Source organism: Streptomyces roseirectus (assembly GCF_014489635.1).
Lineage (GTDB): Bacteria > Actinomycetota > Actinomycetes > Streptomycetales > Streptomycetaceae > Streptomyces > Streptomyces roseirectus.
The window spans coordinates 9,846,805-9,866,387 of the sequence record NZ_CP060828.1 but is presented as its reverse complement, the minus strand read 5'-3'; the positions used below and the strand labels follow the sequence as shown (position 1 = coordinate 9,866,387).

Below are 19,583 nucleotides of genomic sequence, written 5' to 3'. Positions count from 1 at the left end.
CCCCCCGTTCTGACATGACCTCGACACTGTCGCAGTCGATCACCCCCCCAGGAGGCTTTTCCCCATGCGCAGACTCCTCGCCTGTCTCGCGACCGCCGCCGCGGCCGTGGGCGCGCTCACGGCGACCACCACCCCGGCGTCGGCCGCCGCTTCGGGCAGCTTCAGCGTGCTCACGTACAACGTCGCCGGGCTCCCGGAGTCGCTGTCCAGCGCCCCGACGCCGCGTGACCCGAGCACGGCCGAGATCGGCCGGCGGATCGCGCCGTACGACATCGTGAACGTGCAGGAGGACTTCAACTACCACGCCCGCCTGTACGAGACGGACACGCACCCGTTCCGCACGGCGACCAGCGGGGGCGCCGGCATCGGCAGCGGGCTGAACACCGTCTCGAACTTCGCGTGGGACGGCGACGACTTCGAGCGGGGCCGGTGGAACTCCTGCCAGCTCGACTCGGGTGACTGCCTGACCCCGAAGGGCTTCACCTTCATGCGGGAGCGGCTCGCCGAGGGGGTGTACGTCGACTTCTACAACCTGCACACCAACGCGGGCACCAACGACGGTGACCAGGCGTCCCGCGCGGACAACCTGAGCCAGCTCACCTCGTTCATCAACAGCCACTCCGCGGGCAACGCGGTCGTCGTGATGGGCGACACGAACACCCGGTACACGCGCGCCGCCGACACGATCCGCGAGTTCGCCACCGCCAACGGCCTCACCGACGCGTGGGTGAAGCTCGTGCGCGGCGGCACCCCGCCGGCGAAGGGCAGCGACGCGCTGGTGTGCGACCAGACCGGCACGACCGTCCCGAACACGTGCGAGGTCGTCGACAAGGTCCTGTACCGGGGCAGCAAGCTGGTGACCCTCAACGCGACGTCGTACAACAACGAGCACGCCAAGTTCCTCACCTCGGACGGCAAGATGCTCTCCGACCACGACCCGATCGCCGTCGGCTTCTCCTGGTCGCAGAACCCCGACTTCCAGCTCAGTGAGCAGTTCGGCGGCCCGCACGGGGACTACTACCAGGACCTCCCGAAGGTCGCGGCGGGCGCCCGCGCCACCGCGATCTCCCTGCGCGCCGGTACCCGCGTGGACCAGGTCGGCCTCACCCTCTCGGACGGCACGACCCTGACGCACGGCGGTACGGGCGGCACGGCGTCCTCCCTCACCCTGGCGTCCGGCGAGTACGTGGCGTCGGCGGTCGTCTGCCAGGGGTCGAAGGACGACCACACCCGGGTCTTCTCCCTGAAGTTCACCACCAGCCTCGGCCGTACCCTCGCGGGCGGCACCACCACCTCCGACTGCGTGACCCGCACCGCCCCGGCGGGCTGGCAGATCGCCGGCTTCCACGGCCGCGCGGACGACGAGCTGGACAAGGTCGGCTTCATCTACACGAAGCGCTGACGCCTGCGGCGGGCAGGGCCGTGAAAGCCCTGCCCGCCGGTTCGGCTAACGCCGCACCCTCTTGAGCACCGGCCACAGCAGCACGCCCAGCACGACCGCGTACACGGTCACCGAGAACGGCGTGTTCACCAGCCCGGACACGCTCCCGTCGCTGATCTGCAGCGCCCGCCGCAGCTGTTGCTCGGCGTTGGGCCCGAGGATCACGCCGATCACGGCGGGCAGCACCGGCAGCCCGTAGCGCCGCATCCCGAACCCGATCAGCCCGATGACCAGCAGGATCACGAGGTCGACGACCTCCCCGCCGACCGCGTACGCGCCGACGGCGGCGAAGAAGAGGATGCCCGCGTAGAGGTAGGGCCGGGGGATCTGCAGGAGCTTGGCCCACACCGGTGCGAGCGGCAGGTTCAGGGCGAGCAGGAGCACCATCCCGACGAACAGGGACGCGATGAGCCCCCAGACGAGGTCGGGTTCGTTCTCGAAGAGCAGGGGCCCCGGCTGGATGCCGTACTGCTGGAACGCGGCGAGCATGACGGCCGCGACGGCGGTGGTCGGCAGCCCCAGCGTCAGCATGGACACCAGCGTCCCGGCCGCCGACGCGGACGCCGCCGACTCGGGCCCGGCGACGCCCTCGATGGCGCCCTTGCCCCACTCGTCCTGGTGCTTGGAGAGGCGTTTCTCGGTGACGTAGGACAGGAAGGTCGGGATCTCGGCGCCGCCGGCGGGGATCGCGCCGAAGGGGAACCCGATGAACGGCCCGCGCAGCCAGGACTTCCAGGTCCGCTTGACGTCGTCGCGGCCGAGCCAGGGCCGTCCGACGGGGATGGCCTTGCCGGTCGTGCGTCTGAGGTGGGCGGCGACCCACAGGGCCTCGCCGATGGCGAAGAGGCCGACGGCGACGATGACGACGTCGATGCCGTCGGCCAGTTGCAGGGAGCCGAAGGTGAGACGCTGCTGGCCGGTCATCTGGTCGAGGCCGACGAGGCCGAGGGTGAGGCCGATGAGGAGGGAGGCGAGGCCGCGCAGCCGGGAGGCGCCGAGGACGGAGGTCACGGCGATGAACGCAAGGACCATGAGGGCGAAGTAGTCGGGCGCGCCGATGTCGACGGCGAGGTCGGCGACCGTGGGCGCGAGGACCACGAGGAGGATCGTGCCGATCATGCCGCCCGCGAAGTGGCCGACCGCGGCGGCGGCGAGGGCCTGGGCGCCGCGCCCTGACTTGGCCATGGGGTTGCCTTCCATGGCGGCGACGACGGCGGCGCTCTCGCCGGGCGTGTTGAGGAGGATGGAGGTCGTGGAGCCGCCGAACATCGCGCCGTAGTAGATCCCGGCGAACATGATGAACGCGCCGGTCGGCTCCAGCCCGTACGTCACCGGCAGGAGCAGGGCGACGGCCATCGCGGGGCCGATGCCGGGCAGGACGCCGATCGCGGTGCCCAGCAGCACGCCGAGGGCGGCCCACAGGAGGTTGACGGGGGTGAGGGCGGTGCCGAAGCCGTCCATGAGGGAGGTGAGGGAATCCATGTCACAGCACTCCCATGAGGGGGCCGCCGGGCAGCGGCACGCCGAGCAGGTGGTCGAAGAGGACGTAGGTGGCGAAGGAGAGTCCGGCGGCGATCAGCGGGTCGCGGTCGAAGCGCCTGCTGCCGAGGACGAACGCGGCTCCCCAGAACAGCAGGGCCCCGGCGATCGGGAATCCGACGGGGTCGATGAGGACGGCGGCGGCGAGGAACACCCCGGCCAGGCCCAGCACGGTGCGCCAGTCGGCGGGTTCGGTCAGGTCGATGTCCTCGCCGGACTCCGCCTCGCCGCGTCCGCCGCGCAGCACGTCGACGGCGAGCAGGACGGCGATCAGCAGCAGTCCGGCGCCGACGGCGATCGGCACGGTGCGCGGGCCGACGGGTCCGCGCTGGGCGATGGCGACGTCCATGGTGACGGCGTCGGTGAGGACGAGGACACCGAGCGCCAGCAGGAGGGCGCAGACGCCGAGTTCGGAGTGTTCGCGCAGCCAGGTGCGGTTCACAGGCCCAGCTCCTTCAGTACGGACACGACGCGCGCGTCCTGCTCGTCGAGGAAGGTCCCGAAGGCGTCGCCGGTGAGGAAGGCGTCGTCCCAGCCGTTGCGCTCGAGGGAGTCCTGCCATGCGGGGGAGGCGTGCAGTTCCTCGAAGAGGGCGATGAGCCGGTCGCGTTCGTCGTCGTCGAGGCCGGGCGGGGCGACGATGCCGCGCCAGTTGGTGAACTCGACGTCGTAGCCGGCCTCTTTGAGGGTGGGGGCGTCGAGGCCGGGGACGCGTTTTGTGCCGGTGACGGCGAGGAGGCGCAGTTCGCCGGACGTGATCTGGTCGAGGTATTCGCCGACGCCGGAGACGCCGAAGGCGACCTTGCTGCCGAGGATGGAGGCGAGGAGTTCGCCGCCGCCGTCGAAGGGGATGTAGTTGACCTGCTTGGGGGTGATGCCGGCGGCCCGGGCCATCAGCATCGGGGCGAGGTGGTCGGGTCCGCCGGGCGCGGAGCCGCCGCCGACGGGGAGTTTGGCGGGGTGCTCGCGCCAGGCGTCGATGAGGTCGCCGATGGTTTTGTACGGGGAGTCGGCGGCGACCACGACGACGTCCTGTTCCTCGGTGAGGCGGGCGACGGGGGTCGTGTCGGCGAGGGTCTTGGGCGCGTGGTTGGAGCGGACGGCGCCGACGACGCCGAGGCCCATGGACATGGCGAGCCTGCCGTTGCCGTGTTCGCTGACCAGGCGGGCGAGGCCGACGGTGCCGCCGGCGCCGGGGAGGTTGAACACCTCGATGTTGCGGGTGAGTTCGGTGTCCTCGGCGTTGCGGGCGGCGGTGCGGGCGGTGATGTCGTAGCCGCCGCCGGGGGTGTTGGGGACCATGAAGCGCAGGCCGGGGATCTGGGTGCCGGTCTCGGCGCCGCTGCCGGTGGCCAGCAGCGGTGGGCCGAGGAGCAGCAGGATCGCCGCGCCGAGCAGGGCGAGCGGGGTGCGCAGGCGCACGGGTGCCACCACCTGTCCGATGTGTGCGGGGTGCGGGAGTGCCCTCAGGGTGCCCGCGTGCCGGGGGTGTGTCGCGCTTGCGGAAGCAGTGGAGGTTTCGGTCTTTGTGGTCGGGCCAGGTCGAGTTGGGTCACCAGCCCGGCGACGAACGCGTCCTGCTCCTCCAGGAACTCCCCGAACGCGTCCCCGGTCAGGAACGCGTCGGTCCATCCCCGGCGGGCCAGTTCCGTCCGCCACTGGGGTGTCTCGTGCAGCGCGGTCAGCGCTTTCGTCCAGCGCTCACGGTCGGCGGTGCTGATGCCGGGCGGGGCGACGACGCCGCGCCAGTTGGTGAACTCCAGGTCGATCCCCGCGGAGGTGAGGGTGGGGACGCCGGGCAGGGCCGGGACGGGCGCGGAGCCGGTGACCGCGAGGACCCGCAGTTGTCCGGCGTCGATCTGGTCGACGAACTCCCCGAACCCGCTGGTTGCGAACGTCACCTTGCCGTCGAGCAGGGCGGGCAGGAGTTCGCCGCCGCCTCCGTCGTAGGCCACGTACCGCACCCGGCGGGGCACGATCCCGACCGTCTTCGCGAGGCGCATCGGCAGCAGGTGGTCGGGGCCGCCGGGCGAGGAGCCGCCGCCGACGGTGACCCGGTCGGGGTCGGCGCGCCAGGCGTCGACGAGGTCGCCGACGCTCCGGTAGGGCGAGGCGCCGGGGACGACGACGGCGCTGGCCTCCGCCATGAGGCGGGCGAGCGGGGTGGTGTCGGCGACGGTCGCCTCGGGCCGGGTGAGGTGGGAGGCGCCGACGACGCCGAGGCCCATCTGGAGGGCGAGGCGCCCGTTGCCGTGCTCATTGACAGTGCGCCGCAGTCCGACGGTGCCGCCCGCGCCGGGCAGGTTGAAGACCTGGACGTCGGCGGCGATGCCGGCCCTGTCCATGACGCGGGCCATGACGCGGGCGGTGGTGTCGTAGCCGCCGCCCGGCGTGTTGGGGACCATGATCCGCAGCCCGTCGCGGGAACCGTCCGCGCAGGCGCCCGCCAGCAGGAGCGCGGGCAGGGCCAGCCGCAGCCGATTCCTCATGGCACCTCTCTTCCGCAAACCGCCCGGTGGGCGCCATGATTGTGCGCCACAGCAGCCGCGGAGATCGAGTGGACGGTGGGTACCACGTTTCGTCGCCACACCCTCGCGGGCGAGATGCTGGTGCTCCAGACGGCGATCGTGGTGGTCGTGCTGGTGGCGGTGGCCGCGATCTCGCTGCGCCAGTCGGAGGTGACGTTCCACCGGGTGGAGGGCCGCCGGGTCGGCGCGCTCGCCGAGCAGCTGGCCGCGAACCCGCTGGTGCGCAGCCGGCTCACGCGGCCCGCGCCGCAGGAGGCGCTGGCGCCGCTGGTGCACTCGACGCAGGCGCAGTCGGGGGTGTCGTCGGTGACGGTCGCCGACGCGGGCGGGCGGGTCGTCGCCGCGACGAACCCGACGCTGGTGGGCCGGCCGCTGCCGCGGGGCGGCGGGCAGGGGCGGGGCTGGTCGGGTTCGGTGACGCTGGACGGCAGCCGGGAGCTGGTGGCGCGGGCGCCGGTGCTGTCGGAGGCGAGCGGCAGTGTCGGCGAGCAGGTGGGGACGGTCATGATCGGGGAGGTGTCGCCGACGGTGTGGCAGCGCCTGAGCGGCGCGTCGTCGTACCTGCTGGCCTATCTGGGGGTCGCCGGGGTGCTGGGGCTCGCCGGGTCGTGGCTGCTGGCGCGGCGCGTCAAGCGACAGACGCTGGGGCTCGAACCCCGGGAGATCGCGGGGCTCGCCGAGCACCGGGAGGCGATGCTGTACGGGATCGCGGAGGGCGTCGTGGCGCTGGATCCGCAGGCCCGGCTGACGCTGGTCAACGAGGTGGGGCGGCGGCTGCTGGACCTCCCGGAGGACTGTGTGGGCCAGAGCCTGGCCGAGCTGGGCGTGGAGGGGCGGCTGCGGGACGTCCTCGCGGAGGGCGCCGAGCGGCGCGACGAGGTCGTGGTGCGCCGGGGGCGGGTGCTGGTGCTGAACCGGATGGCGGTCGCGAAGGACGGGCGGCTGCTGGGGTCGGTGACGACGCTGCGGGACCGGACGGAACTGGCGCGCCTGGAGCGGGAGATCGGGGCGTTCCGCAGTACGTCGGAGCTGCTGCGGGCGCAGGCCCACGAGTTCGCGAACCAGTTGCACACCATCTCGGGGCTGATCCAGATCGGGGAGCAGGAGGAGGTCGTCCACTACATCCGGGCGCTCAACAAGCGCCGGCAGTCGCTGGACGTGACGTTGAGCCGGCGGGTGCGGGACACGGCCGTCGCGGCGCTGCTGACGGCGAAGGCGTCGCTGGCGGCCGAACGGAAGGTGACGCTGCGGGTGTCGGAGCGGACCTCGCTGGAGCGGCTGGCGCCGGAGGACGCGGCGGATGTCGCCACGGTCGTCGGGAATCTCGTGGACAACGCGGTGGACGCGGCGGCCTCGGGCGGTGACGGGGCGTGGGTGGAGGTCGAGGTGCGGCAGGACGCGACCGGGGTGGAGATCGTGGTGCGTGACTCGGGGCCCGGGGTGGCGCCGGAGCTGGCGCGCGAGGTGTTCACGCACGGGTTCACGACGAAGGCCGCCGAGGGCGGCGAGCGCGGGATCGGGCTCGCGCTGACGCGGCTGGTGTGCGAGCGGCACGGCGGTGAGATCCAGGTCGACGGGGCGGTGTTCACGGCCCGTATGACGGTCAGGGCGGCGAAGGGAGCGGGCCGGTGAGCCGGGACATCGATGTTCTCGTGGTGGACGACGACTTCATGGTGGCGAAGGTCCACCGCACGTTCGTCGAGCGGGTCGGGCCGTTCCGGGTGGTCGGCGCGGTCGGCAGCGGGGAGGAGGCGATCCGCGCGGTGGCCCGGCTGCGCCCGGACCTGGTGCTGCTGGATCTGTATCTGCCGGACGTGTTCGGCCTGGACGTCGTCTCGCGGCTGCGGGCGGCGGGGCACGACTGCGACGTGCTGGTCATCAGCGCGGCCCGGGAGGCGGACACGGTGCGCGGGGCGGTGCGGCAGGGGGTGGTGGACTACCTGCTCAAGCCGTTCGAGTACGAGGACCTGCGGGCCCGCCTGGAGCGGTACGCGGCCCGGCGCTCCCGGCTCCTCGCGACCGTCGTGCGCGGTCAGGCGGACGTGGACCGGGTCCTCGCGGGGACCGGCGCGGCCGGCAGCGCCACGCTGCCGAAGGGGATGAGCGTGGAGACGGCCGAGCTGGTGGAGCGGACCCTGCGGGAGGCCGACGGGGTGCTGTCGGCCTCGGAGTGCGCGGCCCTGACGGGGATCTCCCGGGTGAGCGCGCGGCGCTACCTGGAGTACTTCCACACGGCGGGCAGCGCCACCGTGTCCCTGCGGTACGGGGTGACGGGGCGGCCGGAGCGGCGGTACGGGTGGCGGGTGTGAGCTATCTGCGCAGGCGCGGGGCGGCGGCGAACAGTTCGCGCAGGGCGGCGGTGGTCTTCTCGACCAGGTCGGTCGGGGCGCCGTCGAAGAGGTCGCTCTGGGTGGCCTCGCCGACGCTGACGACGGCGCGTTCGGCGGTGTCGACGCCCTCGGGGGTCAGGCGCAGCCAGGTGCTGCGGGCGTCCTCGGGGTCGGCCTCGCGCACGACGAGGCCGCGGGCGACGAGGCGGTGGGTGACGTTGGTGGTGCCGCCGCTGGAGAGCATGAGGGCGCGGGCGAGGCGGTTGGGCTTCATCCGGTAGGGGTCACCGGTGCGGCGCAGCGCGGTGAGGACGTCGAACTCGGCGGGCGTGAGCTGGAAGTCGGCGAGCCTGCGCCGCATGGCCGACTCCAGTTCGGCGGAGAGGAACAGGATGCGTTTCGTGAGTTCCGTCGAGGCGAACACGGACTCGGGCAGTTCCGTGCGCCATCCGTCGATCCAGGTGTCCACGGGGTCGGGTGTCGTCGTCACCCTCCGCACTGTAGACCATCGCTCGGTGGATAGCTTTCTCGGCAGCGTTCTGGGTTCAGTCCTCGTCGACCAGGCCCGCGTCGTGGGCGAGGACGGCCGCCTGGACGCGGTTCGCGCAGTCGGTGCGGGTGAGGATGCGGCTGATGTGGGCCTTGACGGTGCCGGCGCTGAGGTGGAGCCGGCCGGCGATCTCGGCGTTGGACAGGCCCTCGGCGAGCAGGCGCAGGACGTCGAGTTCGGCGGGTGTCAGGCCGGCGAGGCGGCGCCGGGCGGCCTCGGTGTCGCGGCCCGTGCGGACGTGCCGGTCGAGGAGCCGGCGGGTGATGCGGGGCGCCAGGACGGGTTCGCCGCGCGCCGCGAGCTGCACCGCGCGGATCAGGTCGGCGGGGCCGGTGTCCTTGAGGAGGAAGCCGCTCGCGCCGGCCCGCAGGGCGCGGGTGACGCTCGCCTCCTCGCCGAACGCGGTCAGCATGACGACGTGGGTGCGGGGCGAGAGGCGGACGATGTCCTCGGCCGCAGCGATGCCGTCGCGGCCCGGCATCTGGATGTCGAGGAGGGCCACGTCGATCTCCTGGACGCGGCACGCCTCGGCGGCCTCGCGGCCGTCACCGGCCTCGGCGACGACCTTGACGTCGTCGGCGTTCTCCAGGATCAGCCGGATGCCGGCCCGCATCAGCGCCTCGTCGTCGGCGATCAGGACTCGGATCATCGGCTCAGTCTAGGAGAACCCGTGCGGTGGAAGGGAGTTGGCGCTCACCTGACGACCTCGGCCACGAGCAGGATCACCAGGAACGCCACGGTCGGCAGCACCACCGTCACCGCCAGGCACCCCGAGCCCAGGACGCGGGGCCAGGTCAGCACCTGGTCCGGCGCCGGGGCCCATGTCCCCTGGCCGCCGCCCGGCTCGACGGGCGTCCGTGTGCCCTCCGCGGGCAGCCATGCCGCCACCCGGAACCCGCCGCCGGGCAGCGCCCCCGCCTCGAAGGTCCCGCCGAGCAGCGAGACCCGCTCCTGGCAGCCCACCAGCCCGCTGCTGGTCCCGCCCTGCGAGCGCGCCTCCGCGCGCGGCGCCTCGTTGACGACCGACACCTCGACCCCGCCGCCCGCGTTCCTGACGACCACCCGTGTGGGCGCCCCGGCCGCGTGCTTCAGCGCGTTGGTGAGCCCTTCCCGCACCAGCCGGTGGATCGCCTGCCGCGTCCGGAACCCCACCTCTGTGGTTTCGGGGACGGCCCAGTCCAGTTCGACGGCGCTGCCCGCCTTTCGGGACTCGGTGACCAGTGCGGTAATGTCCTCGCGGGTGCCGCGCTCCTCGCCCGCCAGGTCCGTGTGGCGCAGGACGCCGAGGATCTCGCGCAGCTCCTGCAGGGCCGTTCCGGCGGTCGTGCGCAGGAGTTCGGCCTGGCCGGCGAGGGCGGGTGCCTGGCGGTCGGCGGCGAGTTCGAGGGCTCCGGCGTGCACGGAGATGAGGCTGAGGCGGTGGCCCAGGAGGTCGTGCATCTCCCCCGCTATCCGGTTGCGTTCCTGCATGCGGGCCGCCTCGTCGGTGAGCACGCGAGCCTGTTCGAGGTAGGCGTTGCGCTCCTTGAGCAGCCTGACCAGGGGGCGGCGTCTGCCGAGCATCAGCCCCGCGAGAGCGGGCAGCACCAGGACGATCACCCCCGAGAGCGCTCCGCCGCCGAGGGTGACCAGCACGTCGTCGGACACGATCAGCACCTTGGCGAGGGCCAGCACGGCGAACAGGGCGCAGGACCGTCCGATGGCCCGCCACGGACGTTCGACCCGGCGCGCGGCGGCGAGCACGACGAGCGGGACGACGGCCATCGTCCACACGTTCGCCCCCACGACCAGGGCTGATGCCCCCAGCATCGCGGCGGCGGGCCGCAGTCTGCGGGCGGGGACGAGCAGCGTCGCCCACAGCGCTTCGAGGACGGCCGTCACCGGGCGGACCGGGGGTGCGAGGAACAGCGGCATCAGGGAGAAGGCCGCCGCGCTCGCGCACAGGATGATCTCGCGGCGGGCCGTGCGGGGGTCGGCGCCGCGTACGGCGGATCTGATCGCCGTGGCCTCCTCGCGCACCCTCAACACCCTTATCTCTGTGAGCAGATGACGCATGTTCTCCCTTCCAGCGCCGTTCTCGCAGGAGGAACGGTAGCCGTCGGGTGTCACGCGCCGAGCAGGGGTGTCAGGTCGGCCCGCAGGGCGTCGACGTCGAGGTCGAGGAGGCCGACGGCGGTCTTGTCGTCGAGGAGGGCGGCCAGCAGGTGGACCGTGCCGGTGGTGGGGGCGCCGTGCTCGGCGGCGCGGAGGCGGGCGACGTCAGTGACGCGGATGGCGGCGGGGGTGAGCTTCGCGGCGTCGGTGTTCCCGGGGTTGGAGGGCAGGGCGGTGGCCGCCGCGAGCAGGGTGTCCTCGCGTACGCCGAGTCCGCGCAGGAGGTCCGCGGCGGAGTTGGCGGTCGTGAGGTCGTCGGGGAGTGCGCGGCCGTAGAGGCGCAGGCCCCGGTCGAGGGCGAGGATGCCCAGGAGCAGGTCCGCCGTGCCCGCGGCCTCCCTGCCTTGCCGGGTCGCCTGCCGCAGGGCCTCGGAGACGACCGCGCCCAGCACGGGTGAGCCGTTCACGCCGCTGCCCGAGGCCAGGGAACCGATCACGCGCGTGATCGGGTTGCGCCTTCTGCCGAACGCCCCGCCCATCCGCAGCATGCCCACGCCGACGGACTTCAGGGCCTCGTCCGGGCCGAGGGCGGCGATCCGTTCCAGCGCGGCGGCCGGGTCGATCCGCTCCAGCGTCATCGCCTCCCGCGCCCGGGTGCCGGGCCGTTCCACCAGGGCGCGGGCCACATGCCGCTCGCGCACCGCGAGCGCGCCCTCGGCGCGGGCCGCGTCCAGGGCGTGGAGCAGGCAGGCCCGCAACGCCCCGGTCATGCCGGGCAGTTCGGCCGGGCCGGGCTTCTGGGACCGGTACAGCGAACGCGCCTCGCGCCAGACGGCGTCCACCTCCGCGTCCTCGACGGCCTCCGCGTCGTCGGCGCTCACCCACCTCCCGCCGGTGGCCAGCGCCCTGATGTGCCCGCCGAGCGAACCGGCCTTCCGCATGCCCGGGGCGACCGCGTCCCCGGTCTCCGTCTCCCCCACCAGGTCCTCGAGCACCGTGTCCGTCCCGACGGCCGCCAGGTCGACCCTGACCGCCACCTTCAGCGCCCGCGCCAACGACCGCACGACGTCCACGCCGAACTCCGTCGTCATCCCGTCGCCCCGCTGCTCCATCTGCGTCTCCCGTTCCACGCGTCCTCGTCCACCCGGAACGCTAGGGGGCGGCGGGGGTGGGGCGCTGCTGCCGATCGGCCAGGGACGCGGGCCGATCGGCCGGACGGTCAGGGTTCGTGGGGGCCCCGCAAGGCACGGAGATTCCGGTAGCCGTCGACGGTGAGGAAACCGCCGCCCAGCACCGCGAAGGTCGAGTACGGAATCTCCGTGATCACCTGGAAGAAGGAAAGCGCCGTGAGGGTCAGGCCCGACACGAGTTGTGCCCAGGCGATCAGTGGTTTCCTCATCCTCGCACCAGCCTCGCCGTGACCGTCTTCGGGCGCTGGTACTCGTGCAGGGCCAGTGTGCTCAGGTCGGTTCCGTGGCCGGAGGCGCCCCGGCCGCCGTGCGGGAGTTCGGCGGTCTGGGCGAGGTGGCAGTTCAGCCAGGTCTCGCCCGCGTCCAGGCGGGCGGCGAGGTCGAGTCCGGTCGTCAGGTCCTGGGTCCAGACGCTGGCGGCGAGGGCCTGGGGGACGCCGTCGGCCAGGGCGACGGCCGCGTCCGGGGTGTCGGCCTGCTGGACGGTCAGCAGCGACGGTCTGCTCGTGGTTCTCGCGCAGGGTGATGACGCGGGCGGGGGCGGCGCAGCTCTGTCCGGCGTTGCAGGTGCACGCTTTCAGGAGCTGGGTCCAGGTGTCGGCGGGCGCCGCCGCGCTGCCGGTGAAGGCGACCATGTCGACGTCCGCCTCGACGAGCAGCCGCCCGGTCTCGCGGTCGCCGGGGACCGCCGTCAGGACGCCGAGGCCCAGGGTGTCGGGGGTGGTCTCGGCGGGCTTGGCGACGACGGTGTTGCCGGCGGCGAGGGCGGGCGCGCAGCGCCAAGCGGCCATCGTCAGGGGGTAGTTCCAGGGGACGACGACCCCGACGACCCCGAGGGGTTCCCAGCGCACCCAGCTCTCGTGGCCGTCGATCAGCCGTCCTGCGGCGGGGGCGGTCTGGGCGCGGACGGCGGAGGCGTAGAAGCGGAGGAGGTCGGCGGCCTGTTCCACCTCCCCGGCGGTCTCGGTGTCGGGTTTGCCGGTGCCGGCGGTCTCGTGGGCCATGTACGCGGCGGCGGGCTCCTCCACGAGGGCGGCAAGCCGCTCCAGGCGGCGTGAGCGGTCCCTGGGGGTGAGCGCCCGCCAGCCGGCCGCCGCGCCGCGGGCGTCGGTGACGACCTTGCGGATCTCGGGGGCGCGGCTAAGGGGTGAGGTGCCCCGGGGGCGGCCGGTGCGGGGGTCCGGCAGGGTGGTGTTCACGGGGTGGTTCCCTTCCGTGCGGTTCACAGGTCGTAGGCCCTCAGCCACAGCTCCAGGGTGAGCACGAGCCACAGCTTGCCGCCCTGCCTGGGCAGGAGCGTGCCGTCGCCGCGCAGCCAGGTGCGGACGGTGTCGGGGCGCCAGAGTCCGCGCCGGCGGGCTTCGCGGCCGAGCAGCAGGTCCCGCACGGCCTCCTTGAGGACCCATTTCTCGGCCGTGCCCCGGAGTTTGAGCGTGGGAGGGACGGTGAAGGCGTGGTCCACGACCCGGCGATCGAACAGCGGGGCGCGGCCCTCAAGTCCCTGGGAGGCGGTGAGGCGTTCGACCTTGGTGAGGATGTGGTGGGCGCCCTTGGTGCGCAGGTTGCAGTGCAGGAGCTGGTTGAGGAGGTGGGGCATGCGGTGCGGGCCGGTGAGGTGGGGCTCGACGAACCGCTGGGGCGGCGGGACGGTGGCGAGGGCGGCCAGGGTGTCGGCGGTGAGGAGGTCCGGCAGGTCGGTCCAGCATTTGCGGTACGACCGCAGGTAGGCGGTGGCCCGGTCCTCCGACCAAGGATCGCGTGCGTGCATCTCCTGGACCAGCATCGGCAGGTTCTTCGGCCCGCCGAACACCGGGTCGGCGCCCTCCCCGTTGAGGACGACGCCGAGCCCGTCGCCGGCGACGGCCGTCGCGGAGACCGTCAGCACGCGGTGCCGCGTCCGGCAGTGGGCGGCGGCGAGGCCCGAGTGGCCGAGTTCGCCCGGGAGTTCGGCGCCGAAGCCGATCGAGTAGGTGCGGACAGGTCTGTCGTGCAGCTTCGCCGCGAGGGCCGTCACGAGCGAGCTGTCCACGCCGCCCGACAGGAGGCCGACGCCCTCAGCGAGGCCGGGGTCTCTGTCGTCGCGATCCCGGACTGCGGACACAACATCATGCTGGACAACCCGGAAGCCTTCGTGAGCGCCACCGCCGCGGCACTCACGGACGGGGACCTGGAGTAACCAGGCAGCCAGGCCAGAGCATGACGCGGAGGCCGTCCTCGTCGGCTCGATGGCCTGCTGAATCATCCACCGGCCGAACCCCCAGGCCAGCACACCCCGAGCTCCCTCGCTCACCACCCCGTCACTGCGGCTCAGAACCCCTCTCCGACCGCGTACCAGGTCCCCGACTGCCACTCCCGGCCCTCCCAGAGGGTGCGGCGGGCCGCGTCGGGGTCGTGTTCCAGGCGGGGGCCGTCGGCGGTGAAGAGCATCGTCGCCCGGTCGGGGAGGGTGTAGGGGGTCCAGCCGGGCGTGCCGGTGGTGGCGAACTGACCCCAGGCGGCGTGGAGTTCGCCTGCGACGCCGTCGCCGCCGGTCCAGATCGCGGGGGCGTCGGAGCCGTGGAAGGCGGGGAGTCCGCCGTAGGCGGGTGGCAGGGGGCCGTCGTAGCGGGAGCGCCAGACGGGGGCGTGGGCGCTCTGGGCGTCGGCGAGGCGGTCGGTGGGGACGGCGTAGCGCTCGGCGGTCATGATCTCGGCGCCTCGGTCGCCGGGGGCGTGGGCGGCGAGGATGGCGTCGCGGCCCGTGGGGCCGAAGGCGTCCTCCAGGACGTGTGCGGCGCGGGCGGCGGAGCCGGGCTGGATCATCTCGTAGAGGAGGCATTCGCTGACGCAGTGCTGGGCCAGCAGCGGGATGCCCGCGGCGGCGCCGTCGGCGATGGCGTCGGTGGGCCGGCGGGGGATGGCGAGCCCGTCGACGGCGGGGCGCCACACCCAGGTCGCCTCGATGCCCCGGGCGATCGCGTTCTGCGCGTCGAGGACGTCCTCGGCGGGCGCGTCCCGCAGGGCGTCCGTGCCGAGTTCCTTGCGGAAGCGGGCGGCGAGGGCGCGGCTCTGGGCGGGCGTCGCGACGTGGTCGCCGCCGCTGCTGGTCGCGGCGGCGTGGATCAGGCCCCGGGTGAGCGGGGAGGCGATCAGGTTGGAGATGGACTTGGCGCCGGCGGAGACGCCGTACACGGTGACGCGGCCGGGGTCGCCGCCGAACGCCTCGATGGTGTCGTGGATCCAGCGCAGGGCGGCGATCTGGTCGTGCGTGCCGTACGCGCCGGTGTGTTCCTCGTCCGGCAGGGAGAGGTGACCGAGCGCGCCGAGGCGGTAGTTGAGGCTGACCACGACGACGCCGTGGTCGCGTGCGAAGCCGGCGCCGTCGCCCACCATGTCGTGGCCGTTGCCGACGTGGTAGCCGCCGCCGTGCAGCCAGACGAGGACGGGGGCGCGTTCGGCGTCGGCGGGCGCGGTGACGTTGAGGTACAGGCAGTCCTCCGCGCACGGCGGAATCTCGAAGGGCCCCGGTTCGGCGGGCATCAGCGGCGGCGGCTGCATCGCGGGGTTCCCCGGGCGCGAGCCGTCCCGGACGCCGGTCCAGGGCTCGGCGGGCCTGGGCAGGCGCCAGCGCAGGTCGCCCACGGGCGGGGCGGCGTAGGGGATGCCGCGCCAGGACAGGACGCCGTCGCCGCTCTCCACCCCGCGGATCTTTCCGCCGCCGGTGTCGATGATCCGCGTCATGGGGGCGTCCTCCGGGGCGTCGGGCTGCGGGCCGGACGAGACTATCGCCCTTGATCACGCCGGGCTCACCGGGATCGGTCAAGTTCCGGCACGGAAGGCGCAGTTCGGCGCGGGCAGCCGAGACCTGGTCGGTCCTCCGCGCGCGACGCGTGGAGCCGGTGCTTCAGGACGCCCCGTCCTCTGCCGGGGTACGTCGACGGGGGTGCCCGCCCCAGCCAGGTGCCCCGAGCAGCGGGCGCGGGGGCGTCTCGGGGGCAGGGGCGTCTCGGGGGCAGGGGTGTCTCGGGGGCGGCTTCAACTGGCCGGTCCGGAAGAGTCCCGGTACCCCCTCAGCCCGTCCGCCAGTTCCTCCGCGTCTCCGTCCCGGCTCGCGTACAGCGCCTGCTGGAGGGCGAAGGTGCCCTGGATCGCCTCGATGCGCCGGGCGACGTCCGGGGTGTCCCAGCCGCCGAGCGCGAGGACCTGCCCCAGCAGTCGCGCGCCGTGGCTCGCGCCGATCGCGGCCAGGTCCTCCGCCGGGTCGCCGAGGCAGACGTCGTCCCAGTCGACGACGCCGCTCAGGCGGGGTGCGCCGTCGACGGTCTCCCAGAGGACGTTCTCGCGGCCGAGGTCGCCGTGCACGAGGGCGGAGTCGAGGCGGGGAAGGGCGGTGAGCGCGGCGAGTTCGCGTGCGGCGCGGGCGCGGCCGGGGTCGGACATCAGGGGGAACAGTTCCGCCCGCACGCCCGCCGCGAACCCGGTCCACTCCCCCACCGGCACGGCGGCGCGCACGCGTGCGTCGGCTCCCGCGTCCGCGAGGGCGTTCAGCAGGGCCACGTACTGGCGGGCCACCTCGGGGCCGGCGTCGCCCTGGAGCGGCGCTCCCGGGATCCGCGTCAGGACCACGTGACCGTCTCCCTCGGCGAGCGGTCGGGGTGTGCGGAAGCCGAGGTCCAGGCCGGCGAGGACGCGCAGGACGGCGGTCTTGGCGGGGAGGCGGCGGGCGGCGGCCTCGGTGCGGGCGTGGCGGACGACCCGGTCGGCGCCGATCACGACGCGGTGGAACTGGCCTTCGTGGACGGCGGGTTGGTCCGGCGAGCCGTCGGGGCGAGGATGCATGCGTCCGTTGTATGGCCCGTCTCACCTCACCCGCAAATAGGTATCCAGGATGCGTATTTGATAGCGTCGCGGCATGCGGTTGACCAAGTTCACCGACCTGGCCCTGCGTGCCGTGATGCGGCTCGCGGTCGCGGAAGAGGGCACGTCGCTCACCTCGCGGGAGGTCGCGGCGGCGATGGACGTGCCGTACAGCCACATGGCGAAGGTGATCAGCCGGCTCCAGCACCTCGGCGTGGTGGAGGCCAGGCGGGGTCGCAGCGGAGGGCTGGCGCTGACCGGGCTGGGGCGGCGCGCCTCGGTGGGCTGGCTGGTGCGCGAGCTGGAGGGGGACACGGAGGTCGTCGCCTGTGAGGGCGATCCGCCGTGTCCACTGCGTGCGGCGTGCCGGCTGCGGGGGGCGTTGCGGGACGCACAGGAGGCGTTCTTCGAGGCGCTGGATCCGCTGGTGGTGGGTGATCTGGTGGCCTCGCCCACGGGGCCCGTGCTCGTGGGGCTGGGGGTGCGCGGGCCCGAGTGAGGGGCCTCGCGGCCGCGTGACGGCCGTCTTCCGCGCACCCCTCAAACCGCTTCCGCACACCTTTTAATTGGTATTCCATACTCTAATTAAGGAGGTCCGATGCTCTCCGAGCGGTCGGTCCCCGTCATCCGTCAGACCCTGCCCATGGTCGGCGCGTCCCTCGACAAGATCGCGGGCCTGTTCTACGCGCGCCTGTTCGCCGCCCACCCCGGCCTCCTGCGCGACCTGTTCAACCGGGGCAACCAGGCGAGCGGTGAGCAGCGCACCGCGCTCGCGGGCTCGATCGTGGCCTACGCCGGCATGCTCCTGGAGCGGCCGGACGCCCGCACGGACGCGATGCCGGCCCGCATCGCGCACAAGCACGCGTCGCTCGGCGTGACCCCGGAGCAGTACAAGGTCGTCCACACACATCTGTTCGCGGCGATAGCGGAGGTCCTGGGCGACGCCGTCACGCCGGAGGTGGCCGCCGCCTGGGACGAGGTGTACTGGTCGATGGCGGACACGCTGATCGCCGCCGAGGCGAACCTCGGTCGGGAGAAGGGCGGTTGGCAGGAGCTGACGATCGCCGAGCGCGTCCAGGAGACACCCGACGTCATCTCCCTGACCCTCCGTGACCCTCACGGCACCTTCGTGCCGGGCCAGTTCGTGAGCGTGCGGGTCCAACTGCCCGACGGGGCCCGGCAGATACGCCAGTACAGCCTCTCCCGTGGTCCGGCCCGGCCCGGCTGGCGCATCACCGTGAAGCGTGTCCACGGCACGCGCCGTCCCGACGGCGAGGTCTCCAACTGGCTGCACGCGCACGCCCGTCCGGGCGACACCCTCGCCGTCTCCGCCCCGTACGGCACCCTGACGCTCCCGGACGGCGACGGCCCGCTGCTGCTCGTCTCGGCCGGCATCGGCACGACGCCGCTGCTCTCGATGCTCGACCATCTCGCCGCGACGCGCTCCCCGCGCCGGGTCACCGTCGTCCACGCCGACCGCGCCCCGTCGGCGCACGCCCATCGCGCCGAACTCCTGCGCCTGGTGGAGGAGTTGCCGCACGCGATGCTCCATCTCCGCTACGACCGCCCGGTGGACCTCGACGCCGTCGAGGTCTCCCCGGACGTCACCGCGCTCCTGTGCGGCCCGCTCCCGTTCCTGCGCACTGTCCGCGCAGGGCTCCTCGGCCGGGGTGTCGCGGCGGACGCGGTGCACTACGAACTCTTCACTCCCGACCACTGGTTGAGCGCCTAGCCCGGTGGGCCGAGTACGCCGTCGCCGCGATCACCGGAAGCAGGCCCAGGGCCAGCACCCCTGACGTCAGGGCCAGTTCGGGGTAGCCCGCCGCGCTCACCACAAGGCCGGAGGTCAGGCCGCCGGTGGCGCCGGCCAGCGAGATGGAGACGTCCACGAGGCCCTGCGTCTTCGCGCGGGTCGCCAGGGGGATCGCGTCGGTGATGACGGCGGTGCCGGAGACGAGGCCCAGGTTCCAGCCCAGGCCGAGGAGCGCCAGGGCGAGCGCGAGGAGGGGGACCGACGACGCGGGGGCGGTGGCGGCGAGGACGGCGGCGGCCAGCAGGGTGAGCGCGGAGGCGCCGGCCGTGCGCAGGGGTCCGTGGCGGTCGGTGAGACGGCCGGTCAGGATCGAGGGGAGGTACATGGCGGCGATGTGCAGGGCGATGACCAGCCCGGAGGCGGTCGTGCCGTGCCCGTGGTCGTGCATGTGGACCGGTGTCATCGTCATGACGGCGACCATGACGAGCTGCGTGACGACCATGACCAACGCGCCGAGGACGACGCTGCCTTCGCCTCTCTCGCGGGGCGCGGGCGTGGCGCCGTCCGGTGGGTGCGTGACCCGTTCGCGGGCCAGCAGCAGCGGGTCGGGGCGCAGACTGACGGCGAGGACGGCCGCCGCGAGCGCGTAGGCGGCGCCCGACAGGAGGAAGGGCCCGGCGAGGTTCGGGATGCCGAGGCGTTCGGCGAACTCCCCTGTGGGCGCGGTCAGGTTGGGGCCGGCCACGCCGCCGAGGGTGGTGGCGACGAGGACGGTGGACACCGCGCGGGCCCGCTGCCCCGGCGCCGCGAGGTCCGCTCCGGCGTACCGCGCCTGGAGGTTGGTCGCCGAGCCCGCCCCGTACACGAACATCGCGGTGAACAGCAGGGCGGGGCTGTCCAGGACGGCGGCGGCGATGACGCCCGCCGCGCCGAGCACGCCCGCGAGGTAGCCGAGGACGAGACCGGGACGGCGGCCCCGGCGCTGGGAGACGCGGCCGACGGTGACGGCGGTGAGCGCGGCACCCCCGGTGAGGAGGGTGCTGGGCAGGCCGGCGAGGGTGGTGGAGCCGAGCATGTCCTGGGCGAGGAGGGCGCCGACGGTGACGCCGGCGGCCAGGCCCAGGCCGCTGAGGATCTGGGAGGCGACCAGGACGCGCAGGATGCGGCGTTGGGCGGTGTCGGCGGTGGGGGGCTTCGTCGCGGTGGTCGTCATGGGGAGGCGGCTCCGGGGTCCGTGGCCGCTTTCGCGTCCGTCGGGGGTGATGCGGCGCGGCTGGGGGCTGCTGGCCGATCGGCTCCTTCGTTGCTGGGGACTCGGAGGG

General features: G+C 73.6%; 18 protein-coding genes. 5 read left to right on the top strand and 13 right to left on the bottom strand.

Annotation, left to right across the window (positions count from 1 at the left end; all coding sequences use genetic code 11):
• The first annotated feature begins 64 nt into the window (after positions 1-64).
• The gene (locus tag IAG44_RS42560; protein ID WP_187752355.1) at positions 65-1,402 is read left to right on the top strand and encodes a jacalin-like lectin; all 1,338 of its coding nucleotides are present in this window, start codon (positions 65-67) and stop codon (positions 1,400-1,402) included.
• Positions 1,403-1,447: 45 nt separating this feature from the next.
• Here IAG44_RS42560 and IAG44_RS42555 read toward each other — a convergent pair whose 3' ends face one another.
• Genes IAG44_RS42555 through IAG44_RS42540 form a run of 4 tightly spaced genes read right to left on the bottom strand, consistent with a single transcriptional unit; the run spans position 1,448 to position 5,469 of the window.
• Complete coding sequence (locus IAG44_RS42555; protein WP_187752354.1) at positions 1,448-2,923, bottom strand: tripartite tricarboxylate transporter permease; 1,476 nt, start codon at positions 2,921-2,923, stop codon at positions 1,448-1,450.
• Position 2,924: 1 nt separating this feature from the next.
• Positions 2,925-3,422, bottom strand: a complete 498-nt coding sequence (locus IAG44_RS42550; protein WP_187752353.1) for a tripartite tricarboxylate transporter TctB family protein — start codon at positions 3,420-3,422, stop codon at positions 2,925-2,927.
• On the bottom strand, positions 3,419-4,402 hold the full coding sequence (locus IAG44_RS42545; RefSeq protein ID WP_187752352.1) for a Bug family tripartite tricarboxylate transporter substrate binding protein: 984 nt from the start codon (positions 4,400-4,402) through the stop codon (positions 3,419-3,421). The genes IAG44_RS42550 and IAG44_RS42545 overlap by 4 nt, the downstream gene beginning before the upstream one ends.
• A gap of 44 nt (positions 4,403-4,446) precedes the next feature.
• Positions 4,447-5,469, bottom strand: coding sequence for a Bug family tripartite tricarboxylate transporter substrate binding protein (locus IAG44_RS42540; RefSeq protein ID WP_187752351.1), 1,023 nt, complete (start codon positions 5,467-5,469; stop codon positions 4,447-4,449).
• A gap of 114 nt (positions 5,470-5,583) precedes the next feature.
• On the opposite strand from IAG44_RS42540, the gene IAG44_RS42535 reads away from it, so the two are divergent.
• Together IAG44_RS42535 and IAG44_RS42530 are read left to right on the top strand one after the other, a co-directional pair.
• The gene (locus tag IAG44_RS42535; protein WP_425508553.1) at positions 5,584-7,140 is read left to right on the top strand and encodes a sensor histidine kinase; all 1,557 of its coding nucleotides are present in this window, start codon (positions 5,584-5,586) and stop codon (positions 7,138-7,140) included.
• Positions 7,137-7,817 (top strand): response regulator, encoded by a 681-nt coding sequence (locus tag IAG44_RS42530; protein ID WP_187752349.1) that lies wholly within the window; start codon positions 7,137-7,139, stop codon positions 7,815-7,817. The genes IAG44_RS42535 and IAG44_RS42530 overlap by 4 nt, the downstream gene beginning before the upstream one ends.
• A gap of 1 nt (position 7,818) precedes the next feature.
• Here IAG44_RS42530 and IAG44_RS42525 read toward each other — a convergent pair whose 3' ends face one another.
• The 8 genes from IAG44_RS42525 to IAG44_RS42485 all read right to left on the bottom strand — a co-directional run bounded on the left by IAG44_RS42525 (position 7,819) and on the right by IAG44_RS42485 (position 16,490).
• Positions 7,819-8,328 (bottom strand): MarR family winged helix-turn-helix transcriptional regulator, encoded by a 510-nt coding sequence (locus IAG44_RS42525; protein ID WP_246563222.1) that lies wholly within the window; start codon positions 8,326-8,328, stop codon positions 7,819-7,821.
• 55 nt (positions 8,329-8,383) lie between these two features.
• Positions 8,384-9,037 (bottom strand): response regulator, encoded by a 654-nt coding sequence (locus IAG44_RS42520; protein ID WP_187752348.1) that lies wholly within the window; start codon positions 9,035-9,037, stop codon positions 8,384-8,386.
• Positions 9,038-9,081: 44 nt separating this feature from the next.
• Positions 9,082-10,443 (bottom strand): sensor histidine kinase, encoded by a 1,362-nt coding sequence (locus IAG44_RS42515; RefSeq protein ID WP_187752347.1) that lies wholly within the window; start codon positions 10,441-10,443, stop codon positions 9,082-9,084.
• A gap of 50 nt (positions 10,444-10,493) precedes the next feature.
• Positions 10,494-11,612, bottom strand: coding sequence for a hypothetical protein (locus tag IAG44_RS42510; protein ID WP_187752346.1), 1,119 nt, complete (start codon positions 11,610-11,612; stop codon positions 10,494-10,496).
• Positions 11,613-11,701: 89 nt separating this feature from the next.
• Positions 11,702-12,871, bottom strand: a complete 1,170-nt coding sequence (locus tag IAG44_RS44920; protein WP_425508508.1) for an aldehyde dehydrogenase family protein — start codon at positions 12,869-12,871, stop codon at positions 11,702-11,704.
• A 23-nt stretch (positions 12,872-12,894) separates the two neighbouring features.
• Positions 12,895-13,773, bottom strand: coding sequence for an asparagine synthase-related protein (locus IAG44_RS42495; protein WP_425508507.1), 879 nt, complete (start codon positions 13,771-13,773; stop codon positions 12,895-12,897).
• Positions 13,774-13,979: 206 nt separating this feature from the next.
• Positions 13,980-15,392, bottom strand: a complete 1,413-nt coding sequence (locus IAG44_RS42490) for a carboxylesterase/lipase family protein (protein WP_187752344.1) — start codon at positions 15,390-15,392, stop codon at positions 13,980-13,982.
• 294 nt (positions 15,393-15,686) lie between these two features.
• A complete protein-coding gene (locus IAG44_RS42485; protein WP_187752343.1) occupies positions 15,687-16,490 on the bottom strand; it encodes an aminoglycoside phosphotransferase family protein in 804 nt (267 codons plus the stop codon).
• Between the two features lie 73 nt (positions 16,491-16,563).
• Here IAG44_RS42485 and IAG44_RS42480 point away from each other — a divergent pair, with 73 nt between their 5' ends.
• Positions 16,564-17,007 carry an RrF2 family transcriptional regulator gene (locus tag IAG44_RS42480; RefSeq protein WP_187752342.1) on the top strand — a complete coding sequence of 148 codons (444 nt, stop codon included), beginning with the start codon at positions 16,564-16,566 and terminating at the stop codon, positions 17,005-17,007.
• A gap of 99 nt (positions 17,008-17,106) precedes the next feature.
• Complete coding sequence (locus IAG44_RS42475; protein WP_187752341.1) at positions 17,107-18,240, top strand: globin domain-containing protein; 1,134 nt, start codon at positions 17,107-17,109, stop codon at positions 18,238-18,240.
• Here IAG44_RS42475 and IAG44_RS42470 read toward each other — a convergent pair.
• Positions 18,212-19,474 (bottom strand): MFS transporter, encoded by a 1,263-nt coding sequence (locus IAG44_RS42470; protein ID WP_187752340.1) that lies wholly within the window; start codon positions 19,472-19,474, stop codon positions 18,212-18,214. The genes IAG44_RS42475 and IAG44_RS42470 overlap by 29 nt on opposite strands.
• Positions 19,475-19,583 lie beyond the last annotated feature (109 nt).

Bases quoted from the DNA above. Each gene is read 5' to 3' on its own strand.
- IAG44_RS42490 (WP_187752344.1), bottom strand. From the start codon at position 15,392: ATGACGCGGATCATCGACACCGGCGGCGGAAAGATCCGCGGGGTGGAG.
- IAG44_RS42560 (WP_187752355.1), top strand. From the start codon at position 65: ATGCGCAGACTCCTCGCCTGTCTCGCGACCGCCGCCGCGGCCGTGGGC.
- IAG44_RS42540 (WP_187752351.1), bottom strand. From the start codon at position 5,469: ATGAGGAATCGGCTGCGGCTGGCCCTGCCCGCGCTCCTGCTGGCGGGC.
- IAG44_RS42535 (WP_425508553.1), top strand. From the start codon at position 5,584: ATGCTGGTGCTCCAGACGGCGATCGTGGTGGTCGTGCTGGTGGCGGTG.
- IAG44_RS42480 (WP_187752342.1), top strand. From the start codon at position 16,564: ATGCGGTTGACCAAGTTCACCGACCTGGCCCTGCGTGCCGTGATGCGG.
- IAG44_RS42555 (WP_187752354.1), bottom strand. From the start codon at position 2,923: ATGGATTCCCTCACCTCCCTCATGGACGGCTTCGGCACCGCCCTCACC.
- IAG44_RS42520 (WP_187752348.1), bottom strand. From the start codon at position 9,037: ATGATCCGAGTCCTGATCGCCGACGACGAGGCGCTGATGCGGGCCGGC.
- IAG44_RS42470 (WP_187752340.1), bottom strand. From the start codon at position 19,474: ATGACGACCACCGCGACGAAGCCCCCCACCGCCGACACCGCCCAACGC.
- IAG44_RS42515 (WP_187752347.1), bottom strand. From the start codon at position 10,443: ATGCGTCATCTGCTCACAGAGATAAGGGTGTTGAGGGTGCGCGAGGAG.
- IAG44_RS42485 (WP_187752343.1), bottom strand. From the start codon at position 16,490: ATGCATCCTCGCCCCGACGGCTCGCCGGACCAACCCGCCGTCCACGAA.
- IAG44_RS42475 (WP_187752341.1), top strand. From the start codon at position 17,107: ATGCTCTCCGAGCGGTCGGTCCCCGTCATCCGTCAGACCCTGCCCATG.